Annotated in this window: 12 protein-coding genes; 7 read left to right on the top strand and 5 right to left on the bottom strand. The window is 35.8% G+C overall.

From position 1 onward, the window contains the following. The first annotated feature begins 214 nt into the window (after positions 1-214). Complete coding sequence (locus AC4PRO_RS02340; RefSeq protein WP_492116150.1) at positions 215-2,854, top strand: AsmA family protein; 2,640 nt, start codon at positions 215-217, stop codon at positions 2,852-2,854. A 255-nt stretch (positions 2,855-3,109) separates the two neighbouring features. Here AC4PRO_RS02340 and AC4PRO_RS02335 read toward each other — a convergent pair whose 3' ends face one another. After that, positions 3,110-3,904 carry a DUF2797 domain-containing protein gene (locus AC4PRO_RS02335; RefSeq protein ID WP_492116149.1) on the bottom strand — a complete coding sequence of 265 codons (795 nt, stop codon included), beginning with the start codon at positions 3,902-3,904 and terminating at the stop codon, positions 3,110-3,112. A gap of 94 nt (positions 3,905-3,998) precedes the next feature. On the opposite strand from AC4PRO_RS02335, the gene AC4PRO_RS02330 reads away from it, so the two are divergent. From AC4PRO_RS02330 to uraA, 3 genes are all read left to right on the top strand, one after another. Then, positions 3,999-5,525 (top strand): GH3 auxin-responsive promoter family protein, encoded by a 1,527-nt coding sequence (locus AC4PRO_RS02330; protein WP_492116148.1) that lies wholly within the window; start codon positions 3,999-4,001, stop codon positions 5,523-5,525. A gap of 6 nt (positions 5,526-5,531) precedes the next feature. Beyond that, positions 5,532-5,687 (top strand): hypothetical protein, encoded by a 156-nt coding sequence (locus AC4PRO_RS02325; RefSeq protein WP_492116147.1) that lies wholly within the window; start codon positions 5,532-5,534, stop codon positions 5,685-5,687. 280 nt (positions 5,688-5,967) lie between these two features. Beyond that, complete coding sequence (gene uraA, locus AC4PRO_RS02320; protein WP_492116205.1) at positions 5,968-7,257, top strand: uracil permease; 1,290 nt, start codon at positions 5,968-5,970, stop codon at positions 7,255-7,257. A gap of 176 nt (positions 7,258-7,433) precedes the next feature. Here uraA and serB read toward each other — a convergent pair whose 3' ends face one another. From serB to AC4PRO_RS02300, 4 genes are all read right to left on the bottom strand, one after another. Continuing rightward, positions 7,434-8,669, bottom strand: coding sequence for a phosphoserine phosphatase SerB (gene serB, locus AC4PRO_RS02315; protein WP_492116146.1), 1,236 nt, complete (start codon positions 8,667-8,669; stop codon positions 7,434-7,436). Positions 8,670-8,831: 162 nt separating this feature from the next. Continuing rightward, entirely contained in the window at positions 8,832-10,064 is a 1,233-nt protein-coding gene (gene clpX, locus AC4PRO_RS02310; protein WP_492116145.1) for an ATP-dependent Clp protease ATP-binding subunit ClpX, read from the bottom strand. A 71-nt stretch (positions 10,065-10,135) separates the two neighbouring features. Further along, a complete protein-coding gene (gene clpP / locus AC4PRO_RS02305; RefSeq protein ID WP_492116144.1) occupies positions 10,136-10,810 on the bottom strand; it encodes an ATP-dependent Clp endopeptidase proteolytic subunit ClpP in 675 nt (224 codons plus the stop codon). 311 nt (positions 10,811-11,121) lie between these two features. After that, complete coding sequence (locus AC4PRO_RS02300; RefSeq protein ID WP_492116143.1) at positions 11,122-12,447, bottom strand: trigger factor; 1,326 nt, start codon at positions 12,445-12,447, stop codon at positions 11,122-11,124. Between the two features lie 419 nt (positions 12,448-12,866). Here AC4PRO_RS02300 and AC4PRO_RS02295 point away from each other — a divergent pair, with 419 nt between their 5' ends. From AC4PRO_RS02295 to AC4PRO_RS02285, 3 genes are all read left to right on the top strand, one after another. Continuing rightward, positions 12,867-13,208 carry a DUF3024 domain-containing protein gene (locus AC4PRO_RS02295; RefSeq protein WP_492116142.1) on the top strand — a complete coding sequence of 114 codons (342 nt, stop codon included), beginning with the start codon at positions 12,867-12,869 and terminating at the stop codon, positions 13,206-13,208. 309 nt (positions 13,209-13,517) lie between these two features. Beyond that, on the top strand, positions 13,518-13,883 hold the full coding sequence (locus AC4PRO_RS02290) for a hypothetical protein (RefSeq protein ID WP_492116141.1): 366 nt from the start codon (positions 13,518-13,520) through the stop codon (positions 13,881-13,883). Positions 13,884-14,163: 280 nt separating this feature from the next. Continuing rightward, the gene (locus AC4PRO_RS02285; RefSeq protein ID WP_492116140.1) at positions 14,164-15,771 is read left to right on the top strand and encodes a flavin-containing monooxygenase; all 1,608 of its coding nucleotides are present in this window, start codon (positions 14,164-14,166) and stop codon (positions 15,769-15,771) included. The last annotated feature ends 66 nt before the right edge of the window (positions 15,772-15,837 follow it).

Here is a 15,837-nt window from a genome sequence, read left to right as displayed (position 1 = left end):
ATTAAATCCGTTTGATCTCTTTTTCAAACGGATTTTTTTATGCTTTTTAAAATCGGAAGTACAACGGAATTTATCTCTATATTCGATAAAAAAATAAGCAATCTAATCATTTATGAAAACTTTAGAGTCTGACTAATTCATTAAAATGGTATTTTTGTAATAAATTACGGCAACATATTTGCTATATAACCAGTAAACAAAACATCTAAAACATATGTTAAGTAAAATTTTAAAAATAGTTGGAAGTATACTTATTCTACTAGCAGTAACCTTATTTGCAGTTCCTTATTTTTTCAAAGATCAAATAAAAGCAAAAATTACAGAGGCGATAAATAAAAAAGTAGATGCCAACGTCAGTTTTATAGATGCTGATTTGAGTCTCTTTAAAAACTTCCCCAATGCTAATGTTACTTTATACCAGTTGAACATTATAAATAAAGCGCCTTTTAAAGGTGATACTTTAGTATCAATCGAAGAAATAGATTTGAAAATGTCTATTAAAGAACTTTTTAAAGGGAAAGACGAAGCCATGGACATTCAAGGAATAGCCACAAAAAACGGTATGATAAATATTCTATTCAATAAAGACGGAATAGGAAATTACGACATTGCTATAAAAAACGAAGAGGCTAGTGCAGGCAAACCCTTAAAATTAAATATTCAAAAGTATGAAATTGAGAACTTCAAGTTCAAGTACTTTGATGAAAGCTCTAAAATAAAAATGGTGATTGACAGTCTAAACCATGAAGGAACTGGTGACTTTGCAGCATCAAAATTAGATTTGGTCACAAAATCAACTGCAAAAATCACCCTTGACATGGATAAAGTCAACTACATGAAAAATGTTCCTGTAACATTAGACGCCGTTTTAGGTATTGATTTAGACAAAAGCAAATATACTTTCAAAGAAAACAAAGCATTAATCAATCAATTACCGCTAGAATTTGATGGGTTTATTCAACTTGTTGAGGCTGGTCAGGAATATGATTTAAAATTTAAAACACCTACATCGTCCTTTAAAAATTTCCTTGGAATTATCCCGGCAGTATACGCCGCAAATTTAGATAACGTAAAGACAACAGGTGATTTTACCGTTGTTGGTTTCGCAAAAGGATTGTATTCAGATACAACGGTACCAAAATTCAATATCGACATCGCTTCAAACAATGCTTCCGTTCAATATCCTAATTTACCAAAGTCAATTCAAAATATAATAATCGATAGTAAAATTATAAATGAAACCGGAATTTTAAACGACACTTATATCAATCTTGACAAACTTTCTTTTAGAATAGATCAAGATGTTTTTAATGCCAAAGCAAACATTAGAAATATTACTGAAAATGCACTTGTTGACGCTGCCTTAAAGGGAACAATCAATTTAGCTAATGTATCTAAAGCCTATCCTATAAAATTAGAAAAGCCGTTAACCGGAGTTTTAAAAGCAGATGTAACCACTAAATTTGACATGTTGTCTGTGGAAAAAAGCCAATATGAGAATATCAAGAATTCAGGTACCATGAGTTTATCTGGTTTTAAATATGCTGACGAAAATGGTAAAACGATGAACATCAGCAACGCCTTGATTCAGTTTAATCCAAGTCAGGTAAATTTAAAACAATTTGATGCAACAACAGGAAAAAGTGACTTAAGTGTTACTGGAATTTTAGAAAATTTTTATGGCTTTATTTTTAAGAACCAAGAGTTGAAAGGAAATTTCAATCTGAGTTCAAATCAGCTAGACGTTAGCGATTTCATGACCACAGCAGAAGCTGGTAAAACGAATGAGAAAACAGAAGCGATGAAAATCCCTGCCTTTTTAAACTGTTCTCTTACCGCCAAAGCAAATACGATACTGTATGATAATTTAACATTGAAAGACGTATCCGGAAAATTGATTGTTAAGGACGAAAAGCTGACAATGGAAAACATAAAAACTACTGTTTTTGATGGAAACATTGGTTTGAATGGAGCCGTTTCCACAAAAGGAAAAGTCCCGACTTTTAACATGGATCTATCGCTGAAGCAAGTGGACATCGCACAGTCATTTACCCAATTGGATCTATTGAAAAAACTGGCTCCTATTGCAGGAATTATTAATGGTAAATTGAATTCAACAATCAAACTGAACGGAAATCTTGACGCTACTGCCATGAGACCTGATTTAAAAACATTAACTGGAGATTTATTAGGTCAATTACTTTCGACCACCCTAAATTCTAATAACTCCACTTTGTTAACTGCATTAGGCTCGAATTTGAAATTCATTGACGTCAGTAAAATTAATTTAAACGATTTAAAGGCAGCTATTACTTTTAAAGACGGAATGGTAAGCGTAAAACCTTTTAACATCAATTACAAAGATATCAAAGCGACTATTGGTGGAACACATGGTTTTGACCAAAGCATGAAGTACAATATCAAATTTGATGTACCTGCCAAATATTTAGGATCAGAAGCCAATGCGTTAATCGCAAGACTGAGTCCGGCAGACGCCGCTAAACTAGAAAGTATCCCCGTTAATGCTTCATTGACAGGCAATTTTACGAGTCCAAAAATATCCACTGATATCGCAACTGCAGTAACTAATCTGACTAATCAATTGGTTCAGCAACAAAAAGAACGATTGGTAAAACAAGGAACATCTTCATTGACTGATTTAATCAATAAAAACAAAAAAACGGGTGACACTACTAAAACAGTGATTCCAGCAACAAAGGAAGAAGTGAAAGCAGCCGTTCAAACAAAAGCTAAAGAAGAGGTAAAAGCTAAAGCGACCGATTTAATCAATGGTTTGTTTAAGAAAAAGAAAACTGCTGAGCCAAAACCAGCAGAACCTGAAACAACACCATAAATTTTAAGGTTTATTTCAGTGAAATAAAAAAGGAGTACTCCATACAAGTTTGTGAGTACTCCTTTTTACTTATAAAAAAAGTGTTTACAATTCTTTTGAGCGTGTGTTATTTTCAATAATTATATTTTTTCACTCGGTTTTAACTGAGGTCTATTATCAAAAATATACGATTCATACAGCTAATTATTGTGCTATATTTTGAAGAAAAATATTTTTCTTGTTTTTTCAAAATGGTCACGCCAAATCCTAGAAATATTAAACTGAAATCTTGACTACATAACCCTCAGAACTGCGAACGTTAAACACCGTGCCATCTTCAAATAAAAGATACTGCCCTTTTATTCCTGTGAGTTTTCCTTGAAAACTGGGAGTCTTATCCAGGCTTAAGCTTTTTACTTTTATAGGGTATTGTAAAACTGGATAATGCATTTCGTATAAATCATTTTTATTCAAAAAGAAATACTCTTTAACTTCCTCTGGAATAAGGTTTTCTAGCTTTAATCTTTCGGCAACTAAATCAACATGTTCTACAGTATTGGTTAACATTTTTCTCCAATTAGTTTTATCAGCATAGTGATTTTTAAGGGCTACCTCAGTGATTCCAGCCAAATAACGATTAGGAACCTCTACTATCGAAATAGCTTCATTTGCCCCTTGATCAATCCATCGCGTGGGCATTTGGGTTTTTCTGGTCACTCCTACTTTTACCTCGCTTGACAACGCTAAATAAACAATATGAGGCTGCAATTGAACTTTTTCTTCATAAGCCAAATCTCTGTCCTGAATTCCCAGATGAGCAGTACTTAACTCTGGTTTCATAATCCAATCCCCCACTGCTGCACTCGAATAAAAGCAATCGTAACAAAATCCCTGACGGAATATCTTTTTCTTCTTTTTACAATTCAGACATTGGTATCCAACAAAATTAATTTCAAGGTTTTTATCCAATAATTGATTAACATTTAAAAAACTATCTTCAAAAACTAAATAATATTGAATTGGATCGCCAAATTCAGTTTGCATTTTAGTAAGTACTCCTTCGTATTGCATTAAGTTTGATTTTTAAAGTTTGATGTTGGACAAATTTTGTTATTTTTGGTAAAGTTATAATTCATAACTCATAATTCATAACTCCCATCAAATAATGCCTATTCAATTAATAAATTCATTTGCGTCCTGGGTTCTAAAACAACGAATCCATCAGATCGAACTTTTCCTGAAATATCCAAATGAGGTGCAGGAGGAGTTGCTAATGAATTTAATTCAATCTGCAAAATATACTGAGTTGGGTAAGAAATATGACTTTGATTCCACTAACTCTTATGCCACTTTTGCAGATAGAGTTCCAATCAGCACCTATGAAGAATTTCAACCGTTGATTGAACGCACCCGTAGCGGTGAACAAAATCTATTTTGGGAAACCCCTATAAAATGGTTTGCAAAATCAAGCGGAACAACTAATGCCAAAAGCAAATTTATACCCGTAAGTCCGGAGGCTCTGGAAGATTGTCATTATAAAGGAAGTAAGGATTTGTTGTGTATGTATTTGAACAACAATGAAAACTCGGAGCTATTTACAGGGAAAAGTCTTCGTTTAGGAGGTAGTTCTCAAATATACGAGGACAACAACTCCTTTTTTGGCGACTTGTCTGCCATTCTAATTGAAAACATGCCTATTTGGGCTGAATTCAGCAGCACACCGAGTAATAAGATTTCACTTATGAGTGAATGGGAAGCAAAAATTGCTGCTATTATTAATGAAACCAGAAAAGAAAATGTAACTAGTTTTGCAGGCGTTCCTTCCTGGATGTTAGTTTTAATGAATAAAATGCTCGAGGAAACAGGAAAAGGAAATTTACTTGAAATTTGGCCTAACCTAGAAGTTTATTTCCATGGCGGTGTGAATTTTGAGCCATACCGCGAACAATACCGAAAAATACTCCCTAAAAAGGATTTTAAATATTACGAAATCTACAATGCTTCCGAAGGTTTCTTTGCTATTCAGGATCTCAACAATTCTAGTGATTTATTGTTAATGCTCGATTACGGAATCTTCTATGAATTTATCCCAATGGATACTTTTGGAACTCCAAATCAAAAGGTGGTTCGTTTAGCCGATGTAGAAATATTCAAAAATTATGCGATCGTCATCACGACTAATTCTGGCCTATGGCGTTATCTCATTGGTGACACGGTTCGTTTCACTTCTTTAAGTCCGTACCGAATTCGCGTAACAGGAAGAACAAAACACCACATCAACGTATTTGGAGAAGAATTAATGGTCGAAAACACGGATTTGGCTATTGCCAAAGCCTGTAAAATGACCCAGAACGAAGTGGTAGATTACACCGTTGCCCCAGTTTTTATGATTGACAAAGAAAAAGGAGCGCATGAATGGATGATTGAATTCAAAGAGACCCCAAAATGCATCGATACCTTCCGAAACATATTAGACGAAACCTTACAAAACTTAAATTCGGATTATGAGGCAAAACGTTGCAATAACATGACCTTAAACCCGTTAATTATTAATGTAGCCCGCAAGAATTTGTTTTACGACTGGCTGAAGGAAAAAGATAAATTGGGAGGCCAACATAAAATCCCAAGATTATCAAACCAAAGAGATTATTTGGAACAATTAAAAAATATGCAGGTTAAAATATTATACTAAAGAAAGATGAGAAAATTATCTTACATCTTAACAGCACTACTTCTCCTCAGTTCCTGTGGACCGCACCGCATGGGTTGTGGCGCACGCGGAATTTGCAACAGTCCACAACAATTAGAATTGGCGCCGCCTGAAAAGAATACGCAGATTAAAAATTTAGGATAATAATACAAGCTAAAAACAGCAATAAAATAAAGAAGTCCCGTGTCATTTTATAACGACACGGGACTTCTTTATTTTATATCCTTCCAATTACGAAGGAAATATTCAAAAATAACGACGGACAAATTCGCCAAATTGACAAACTGAATCCGTCTACTACCCTTCATTTACAGTCAATCGTAAAAAAGTAAAAAATAGACTAAGTTTGCAACTTCAATATCCCGTTGAAAAGATTTCTCTAATTAGAAGAACTCTCAAATCTTATCTTTTAAATACTATAGCAATGGCCAAAAAAATTATTGGTATTCACGAAAAACCTTCCATACTGGAAAGCATACCTCTCAGTTTTCAGCATCTTACCGCCATGTTTGGCGCAACAATATTGGTTCCGATTTTATTAGGTGTTGACCCCGCTATTTCCTTATTGATGAACGGAATTGGGACTTTAATCTATACTTGGGTAACCAAAGGTGGTATTCCAGCTTACTTGGGATCGAGTTTTGCCTTTATTGCACCCGCTTCTCTAATCATCAGTAGCTACGGTGGATTTGGACACGCACAATCTGGATTTATATTTTTCGGGTTGTTTTTTGTCGCTATCTCTTTTGTTGTAAAAAAATGGGGTATAAAATGGATCGACATAGTAATGCCTCCAGCAGTAATGGGTGCAGTCGTTGCGATCATCGGTTTAGAATTAGCTCCCGTTGCAGCGCAACAAGCGGGACTTGCACCATGGCCAACAGACATAGGCAGCGTTGTTGCCCCTTTTGTCTCCGATAGTGCTGTGATACTGATTTCAATGTTTACTTTGGGTATCGGGATTATAGGAACTGTATTGTTCAGAGGATTTATGCAAGTGATTCCAATTCTCTTTGCCGTGGTCGCAGGCTATTTTTTGGCGCTCTTCATGGGATTAGTAGATACTGCCAAAATCAGTGAAGCAGCCTGGTTTGCGCTACCTAAATTTCAAGCTCCGGTTTATGATATAAATGCCATCATTATTATTGCTCCTGCTTGCATTGTGGTGTTAGCCGAACACATAAGCCATTTGATCGTCACGGGTAAAATCACCAATACTGATTTAATGGAAAACCCAGGTCTTCACCGATCACTACTCGGCGATGGAATCAGTAATGTTTTATCTGGTATGGTTGGCTCACCTCCCAATACTACTTATGGTGAAAACATAGGTGTCATGGCTATCACTGGCGTATATTCCGTTTGGGTAATTCGTGGAGCCGCACTTTTGGCAATCGCTTTTTCGGTTGTCGGAAAAATTTCTGCCGCTATATCTAGCATTCCAACTCCAGTAATGGGCGGAATCACGATGTTGCTGTATGGCGTAATTGCAGTACAAGGTTTCAGAATGTTTGTAGAACAAAAAGTAGACTTCAGCAAAAGTAGAAATATGGTGTTAGGTGCTATTACATTTATTATCGGTGTCAGCGGCGCCAGAATAACTCTAGGAACTGTTCAATTAAAAGGGATGGCTTTTGCAGCTATTGTTGGTGTTTTGCTGTCGTTAATTTTCTGGCTATTAGATAAGATTGCCGTAATGAACGAAGAGGCCTAACGAATTACTTGTTTTTTATGTTCTAGAAAGACAAAATCCACTTACTTCGCTAGCTTGTTACCTTCCCATAGAATCAGCGTACTTCAACAAATACAAGAAAACTAAAACAAGAAAACCACTCGAGCTGAGTGGTTTTCTGTTTTTATAAAAGTATTTGAATATGATTGATCTTATAGTTACGTCTCCATCATATCAATATGCCTATCGTGATAACCTAATAAGTATAAAACACCGTCAAGCCCCAAACTAGAAATCGAACTTTCTGCACTCTCCTTTACGGTTAATTTTGCATGAAAAGCAATTCCTAAACCAGCTAAATTAAGCATCGGCAAATCATTGGCACCATCTCCCACTGCGATGGTTTGATTAATGTGAATTCCTTCTTTATCGGCAATGGCTCTTAAGTATTCAGCTTTCTTTGGACCATCAACTATTTCGCCCAGATATTTACCTGTTAATTTACCATCTATAATTTCTAATTCATTGGCATGAACATAATCAATGCCTAATTCTTTTTGCAGGTATTTACCAAAGAAGGTAAACCCTCCTGATAAAATAGCCGTTTTATATCCGTAATATTTTAGAGCTTTCATTAAACGATGCGCTCCTTTTGTAATGGGCAAATTTTCAGCGACACCTTGCAGTACTTCTTCGCTTAAGCCTTCTAACAAAGCCATACGTTGTTTAAAGCTTTCTTTAAAATCAATTTCGCCATTCATAGCCGCTTCCGTAATCGCTCTTACCTGCTCTCCTACTCCAGCTAGATCAGCCAATTCATCAATAACTTCGGTTTGGATTAGAGTCGAGTCCATATCAAAACAAACCAAACGTCTGTTTCTCCTGAACATATTGTCCTCTTGAAAAGAAATATCGACATCCATGGTTCTGGAGATTTCCATAAAACTAGCCGTCATTAAAGCCTTATTCTCCATAATACCCGACACAGATAATTGAACACAAGATCGAGGATATTCTTCTTTAACAACAATAGAAGCTCTACTGGTTAATCTTTTTATCGAATCAATATTCAAATGTTGGTCAGACATTATTTTGGTCACCGCAGCGATTTGTTTAGCTGCCAATGTTTCTCCTAGAATGTTAATGATATAGCGTTGTTTGGATTGTGTTTTTACCCAGCTTTCGTAATCGGCAATAGTAATGGGAACGAACTTTACTTTAATCCCTAATTCATATCCTTTAAACAATAAGTCTTTTAAGACTGGGGCAGAAGTAGAACCTGCTTCAATTTCGAACAAAATCCCTAAAGAAAGTGTTTCGTGAATATCAGCCTGGCCAATGTCTAAAACAATCGCATTGTACGTCGCCAATACCGCCGTTAAGCCAGCTGTAACACCTGGTTTATCCTGTCCAGAAACTTTTAATAAAATAATCTCTTTGTCTTCTGTTGCCATTTGATTCTTATTGAATTAGAAGCAACAAAAATCGGCAATCTATTTGTTTATAAAAAAGAATCGCCTTCCTTTTTTCAAACAATAACAAATAGTACAATTTACCCACAAAAAAACCCGCTCAATTGAATGAACGGGTTATTGTTTTTGAGAAAAATGCAATTTCTATGACGCAATTTCTAAACGCTTCAATAAATTCTTATTTAAAGTTTCTGTTGCATAATTCTTATCAATTTCTAATACTTTAGTATCTGAACTTGGTAATTCATACATGGCATCTGTTAAAACCGCCTCGCATAACGAACGCAATCCACGAGCTCCTAATTTGTATTCTAATGCTTTATCAACAATAAAATCCAAAGCTTCGTCTGTGATGGTAAAAGTTACTTCATCCATCAAAAACAATTTCTCGTATTGTTTGATTAACGCATTTTTAGGTTGAGTCAAAATCGCACGAAGGGTTTCTCTGTCTAAAGGATCCATATGTGTCAATACCGGCAAACGGCCAATAATCTCCGGAATCAATCCGAAATCTTTGATGTCTTTAGGTATGATGTATTGTAGTAAATTCTCTTTGTCAATATTGTCCACATTTTTTGATGTAGAATATCCAACAGCTTGACGATTCAATCTTTTAGAAATAATTCTTTCGATTCCGTCAAAAGCACCACCGGCGATAAACAAGATATTCTGAGTATTTACCTCAACAAATTTTTGGTCTGGGTGCTTACGTCCTCCTTTAGGCGGCACGTTTACAACTGTTCCTTCTAATAGTTTCAACAATGCTTGTTGCACTCCTTCACCAGAAACGTCACGTGTAATAGACGGGTTGTCACTCTTACGGGCGATTTTGTCTATTTCATCAATAAAAACGATTCCGCGCTCTGCTTTGGCAACATCATAATCAGCAGCTTGTAGCAAACGTGTCAAGATACTCTCAACGTCTTCTCCTACATAACCTGCTTCTGTCAATACAGTCGCATCAACAATGGCCAAAGGAACGTCAAGCATTTTTGCAATTGTTTTTGCAACCAATGTTTTACCAGTTCCAGTTTGTCCTACCATGATGATATTACTTTTTTCAATCTCTACCTCATCGTCTTGCTGCTGTTGCATTAAACGTTTGTAGTGATTGTAAACCGCAACCGACATTACTTTTTTAGTTTGATCTTGCCCGATTACATATTGATCTAAGAACGCTCTAATTTCCTTTGGTTTCTTTAAAATAAGATCCCCAGCTAATTTTGAACTTCCACTAGATTTCAATTCTTCTAAAACAATTCCATGTGCCTGCTCAATACATTTATCGCATATGTGCGCATCAATTCCAGCAATCAATAAATTGGTGTCTGGTTTTTTCCTTCCGCAAAATGAGCATTCTAATTTTTCTTTCGCCATCTTTTATAGTTTTCAGTCTCGGCCAACAGTCACAGTACTCAATACTGCGACTGCAAACTGCCTACTGATTTTTATCCTCTTCTTAAAACTTCATCAATCATTCCGTATTCTTTTGCTTCATCAGCAATCATCCAATAGTCACGTTCGCTATCGTTATGCACTTTGTCAAATGTTTGTCCTGAGTGGTGAGAGATAATTTTATACAACTCATCTTTCAGTTTCAACATTTCTCTTAAGTTGATCTCCATATCAGTCGCAACACCTTGTGCTCCTCCAGATGGTTGGTGAATCATTACTCTTGAATGTGGCAATGCAGAACGTTTCCCCTCGGCACCTGCGCATAATAGAACCGCTCCCATAGAAGCTGCCATTCCTGTACAAATTGTAGCAACGTCTGGCTTGATGTATTGCATCGTGTCATAAATTCCTAATCCTGCGTAAACACTTCCTCCAGGAGAATTCAAATAAATTTGAATGTCCTTAGAAGCATCAGCGCTTTCTAAGAATAATAATTGTGCTTGAACGATATTTGCAATTTGGTCATCGATTCCTGTTCCTAGGAAAATAATTCTGTCCATCATCAATCTCGAGAAAACATCTAATTGCGAAATATTCAATTGACGTTCTTCGATGATATATGGAGTCATATTAGTAGGATTCATTGCTGCAACGATTTTATCGTAATACATGGCATTTACCCCGTGGTCCTTTGTAGCAAACTTTTTAAATTCTTTACCGTAGTTCATATTTTATTTGTTCTAAGTTTTACGTTATATCTAGTAGCCTTCTTTAATGCAAAGGTCATACCTCTTTATAAATGATGTCAAACTGTCTTATTTTTAGCCCAGATAGCAGTGAAAAGCTTTTTGAATTCCGGTTTTTAGTTTTTTTATTCTTGTAAAGCGACCAAAGGAAGCTCTTGCAAGAATTTTAAAAAACTAAAGCGGAAGAACAAACTTGTAACGCATAACTGGATTAGCTCCCCAAATTAATTGAAATAAAAGAGCGCCAAAAAGAATTTTCCTTTGACGCTCAAATATACTTAATTTTTTAGAAATTATTCTCCGTAAGACGCAGCAATAAATTCGTCGTAAGTAACTTCTTTAGTTGTTGGATTTGCTTTTTCTTTAAACAATTCTAACAATTTCTCTGCTACAACTTGATCAGAAAGTCTTTTTACTTCGTCTTGGTTAGACAATACTCTTGCAACAATTCCTTGAACTTCTTCGTCCGTAGGGTTTGTTTGTCCGTATTGTGCCATTTGTTGACGGATATTTTTTGTAGTGAAAGTTTTCAAGTCTTCAAAAGTGATTTTGATGTCAGATTGAGCCATTGCTCTACCTTCGATCAATTGAAAACGCAATCCTTTTTCAGAACGTGCATATTCAACCTCGGCTTCTTCAGGAGACAATTTTTTCTCTCCTACAGTTTGCAACCATTTTTTAAGAAATTCAGCTGGCAAATCGAATTTTGTGCTTTCGATTAAAAAGTCAGTAACATCTCCTAATAATTTTTGGTCTGCTTGAGTTGCAAATTGAGTTTCAGCATCTTCTTTGATCTTTGCTTTCAATTCGTCAAGAGAAGCTACTGCTCCTTCTCCGAAAAGTTTATCAAACAACTCTTGGTTTAATTCAGCCAATTCTGTTGTATTGATCGCTTCGATTGTAAAATCTACATCTACAGCAAGTGTGTGAACGTCATCATGACCTACTTTCATCACGTCCATCAATTGATGAGCATCTTCAAATAAACCGTTAGTATTTACAGTAACAACGTCACCTACTTTTTTACCGATGAATTTATCAGCAGTCGCTTTGTCTTTGAAAATATCCAAAGAAACAGTCGTTCCACTATTGATTCCTTTTTCTTCGTTTGAGAAAGTTCCAGTTAAATCAGAACCTGCTACAACCACTTCTTGAGGAACTGCAGTACCAAATTGTTTTTGGATGCGCTCCACTTGACCGTCGATTAATTTAGCATCCGCAGAAACTACATATTTCACGATGTCGTTTTTAGCCTCTAAGTCTAAAGTAAAATCAGGAACTAATCCAATTTCGTACTCAAAAACCAATTCTTCCCCATCCCAAGAAAAATCTTCGTTTACTTTAGGAAGCGGAGTCCCTAGAAGGTTTAATCTTTCAGCTTGTAAAAAACGCTCTAAAGCTAAATCAACCACTTTAGTAACTTCTTCTACTTTTATGGCGCGACCGTATTGTTTTTCAACAAGATCTTTAGGCACAGCCCCTTTTCTAAATCCTTTAACGGTAGCCAAAGGCATTTTTTCGTTTATTCTTTTTGCTACTTGACCTTTGTAATCCATGTGTACAACTGTGATTACAATCGTCTCGTTTACAGCGTCTGTTGCTACTCTTTTGATATCCATCTTGTTCTTTACTTTACATTATAAATTCAGAGTGCAAAATTATAAAATTTTTTGAAGCCAAACAAGCTTTTTACCGCCGAACCTTCAGTGCCGATTTTCATGGTGTTTTACCGTTTAAAACCAAGGGTGTTTTGCTTGTTTTGGGCGTGTCCTCGTTGCAGTACGACTAGCGGCAACGACAAGTTTATGCTGCAACGAGGTCAGGCTGTTCGTTGCAATCTTTTTTATCATTCTGCTATCGCTCCATGCTATAAAAGGATTTCCACTGCCATCCTTCACGCGACACAAAATTGAAAATATTAAACGAAAGAGCTTTTTTTTGAAATACAATATTTTATACATTTGGAGTAAAAATCAGCAACCACAAAACCAACTGTACAACTAACAAAAGGGTAAGTGAAATTTATAAAACAATAAATATGAAATACGAAATAGCTAGTATCGAGATAGAAGAAATTGAAAATTACTTATCCTACATTCGTCCTAACGAAGAAATGAGATCTCAAATCGATATTGGATACCGAATTGAAAAACAAAGTGTGTTCATCTTCGAAATTAGACCCGATTGGATGGATCCTAAAAAGAAAATTGAAAGAGACATTGCCAAAGCCACCTATGTCCAAAAAGATGACCAATGGAAAGTGTTTTGGCAGAAATCCGATTTAAAATGGCATGCCTATAAACCGCAACCAATCACAAAACATTTATTAGATTTTATTCGGCTAATCGAGAAAGATGAGTATGGTTGCTTTTGGGGATAAGTCTTACAAAAATCGCTAGCTCGTTTTTACACACGAAGATAGCGCAGTCTCGTTTTTCTTAACGAAATTATGTACACAAAACATCAACAGTCAAAAAGTCAGCCTCCTAATTATCCAGCAGCTGAGATATCGCCCGTTCCTCACAATGAATATTAGGTAAGCGATATTGCTAATTTGTAATTCCTCCAAACTGCGTACTTTTAAAAATAGTAGCAAACCAAAAAGAATCCTACTTTAGCCGCAAATTCCTAACAAGAATTAGGGCTTTACAAAAAGTAAAACTAAAATTAATCATTCAAACTAAATAGATTGAAAACGTATTTAAAATATCTCATTTCGCTCTTTCTGGCTTTTGGCCTGATGGTGAATGATTGTACTTTAGATTCTCAATCTAATACAGCAGCTTACGATCAGGTTTCCTCTGCTCAGGAGAGAAAAGATTTTAAAAACTCCAGAGTATACGTTTTCAATCAGATAACTTCGTCTGAGAAAACTTCATTGCCAATTCCTTTTGCACAGCTGCAATTGCAAGATATATACAGCCTTAAAACACAAGTGCTTCTAAAATTCCGAATTGCATTGTATCAAAATATCAGCGCAATCAAGGCACAACAGGTTTTTTTACGCCAAACAATCACTTCAAGTAATCCTTATTTCAGTTTATACATAGCCTAGAACAGCACTGCTTTTCTAAGCATTTATGCAATTTATTGCATACCGATGATAAAAAAATGTCTAATCATTTGTCATTTACACCATGTATAAACACAACAATACAACACGTTTAGAGTCCTCTAAACGACCAAATCTTTGGATAAAAAGAAAACTAATGCTATTTATTACTGCCTTTATGATAGGAATGTCAAACGGCATGAACATCGAAGATGAATCTACTCTCAGAAAACAACACCACACAGAACAACAAGATAAAAAAGATTGATTTGATGATTTGTAAATGGATTATGAAATACCAGCCCGATCAAAGCCAGCCGACTTTGCGCTTTCAACAAATCACCTCATCTATTACAAACCCATTAAGCTTGAAAATTTAATGATGTTTTTTGTTGATTCTATTTTGTATTTTGCAACAGCATTTAAATTTACAAACAACAACATGAATACGAATCATACCGATATCATTATCATAGGAGCAGGCTTATCCGGTATAGGCGCCGCCTGTCATTTGTCCCGTAAAAATCCCAATAAAACCTATATTATTCTAGAAGCAAGAACGGAAGTTGGGGGCACTTGGAATTTGTTTAAATACCCAGGAATTCGTTCTGATTCTGACATGTACACCTTTGGCTATTCGTTTAAAACATGGGATGAGCAAAAGTCTTTCGCTGATGGGCCTTCTATTTTGAAATATATAAATGAAGCCGCTGACGAATATAAGGTACGTGATCACATCATCTACCAACAGCGTGCGCTTTCTTATAACTTCAACACAAAAGAGAAATCATGGACGGTAACTACCGTGAATACTGCAACAGCCGAAGAAACGGTTTATACCTGCCAGTTTATCTTTAGTTGCAGCGGCTATTACAATTATACAAAAGGCTATACTCCCGAATTTAAGGATCAATCCAAATTTGAAGGAGAAATAATCCATCCTCAACACTGGCCTGAAAATTTAGATGTAGCCAATAAAAAAATCGTCGTAATTGGCAGCGGAGCTACTGCTGTCACTATCGTACCAGAACTTGCCGTTGAAGCTTCGCAGGTTACTATGCTGCAACGATCGCCAACCTATATTGCTGCTTTGCCCAATAAAGATAAGGTTGCTGCACGACTGAAACGCCTATTCCCTAAAAAAGTAGCTTATCGATTAATTCGTTATAAGAATATTTTATACACTATTGTCTTTTTCAATCTCTGTAAGTACTATCCAGAAAGAATGAAAAACTTCATCATAAACGGAGCTAAAAAAGGTCTGGGAGACTTTCCCGTTGACCCTCATTTTATACCTAATTACAACCCTTGGGAACAACGTTTCTGCATCGCCCCAAACGGAGATTTTTTTAGAGCCATCAGGAAAGGCAAAGCATTAGTAGTTACAGATCATATCGATCGTTTTTTAAGCAATGGGATTTTATTAAAATCGGGGAAGACACTAAATGCTGATATTATCATCACGGCAACTGGACTTGAATTAGTGGCGTTTGGAGGGGTGAAAATTCAACTAGATTCAAAACCATTTGATGTTTCCAAATCGTTTGTATATAAAGGCTTAATGTTAAGTGACCTGCCGAACTTCTTTATTTTCGTTGGTTATACCAATGCGTCATGGACTTTAAAAAGTGACTTGACCAGCGAGTATATTTCTCGGGTACTGAAATATTTAGAAAAACATAATTACAAAGCAGTACAAGCAAAAGTAATTGAGACCGATTTAAAACCCGTTCCGCTACTTAACCTGAACTCTGGATACATAAACAGGGCAGCAAATACACTTCCTAGTCAAGGGAATAAAGCCCCTTGGCGCATTTATCAAAATTATATTCTGGATTATAAAATGCTTCGTGTGGACTCTGTTAAAGACAAACGTCTACGCTTTTTTTAAAATATGATAAATAAACAGTACCACAATACCGCTTGATTTCATACCGAAAGGTAGTGCAGAATTGCA

Source organism: Flavobacterium sp. DW-iso2 (assembly GCF_058725285.1).
Note: the sequence above shows the minus strand (reverse complement) of the source record. Positions and strands in the feature narration are given on the sequence as shown.

Bases quoted from the DNA above. Each gene is read 5' to 3' on its own strand.
- AC4PRO_RS02340 (WP_492116150.1), top strand. From the start codon at position 215: ATGTTAAGTAAAATTTTAAAAATAGTTGGAAGTATACTTATTCTACTA.
- AC4PRO_RS02325 (WP_492116147.1), top strand. From the start codon at position 5,532: ATGAGAAAATTATCTTACATCTTAACAGCACTACTTCTCCTCAGTTCC.
- clpP (WP_492116144.1), bottom strand. From the start codon at position 10,810: ATGAACTACGGTAAAGAATTTAAAAAGTTTGCTACAAAGGACCACGGG.
- AC4PRO_RS02330 (WP_492116148.1), top strand. From the start codon at position 3,999: ATGCCTATTCAATTAATAAATTCATTTGCGTCCTGGGTTCTAAAACAA.
- AC4PRO_RS02335 (WP_492116149.1), bottom strand. From the start codon at position 3,904: ATGCAATACGAAGGAGTACTTACTAAAATGCAAACTGAATTTGGCGAT.
- clpX (WP_492116145.1), bottom strand. From the start codon at position 10,064: ATGGCGAAAGAAAAATTAGAATGCTCATTTTGCGGAAGGAAAAAACCA.
- AC4PRO_RS02300 (WP_492116143.1), bottom strand. From the start codon at position 12,447: ATGGATATCAAAAGAGTAGCAACAGACGCTGTAAACGAGACGATTGTA.
- AC4PRO_RS02285 (WP_492116140.1), top strand. From the start codon at position 14,164: ATGGATTATGAAATACCAGCCCGATCAAAGCCAGCCGACTTTGCGCTT.
- uraA (WP_492116205.1), top strand. From the start codon at position 5,968: ATGGCCAAAAAAATTATTGGTATTCACGAAAAACCTTCCATACTGGAA.
- AC4PRO_RS02295 (WP_492116142.1), top strand. From the start codon at position 12,867: ATGAAATACGAAATAGCTAGTATCGAGATAGAAGAAATTGAAAATTAC.
- serB (WP_492116146.1), bottom strand. From the start codon at position 8,669: ATGGCAACAGAAGACAAAGAGATTATTTTATTAAAAGTTTCTGGACAG.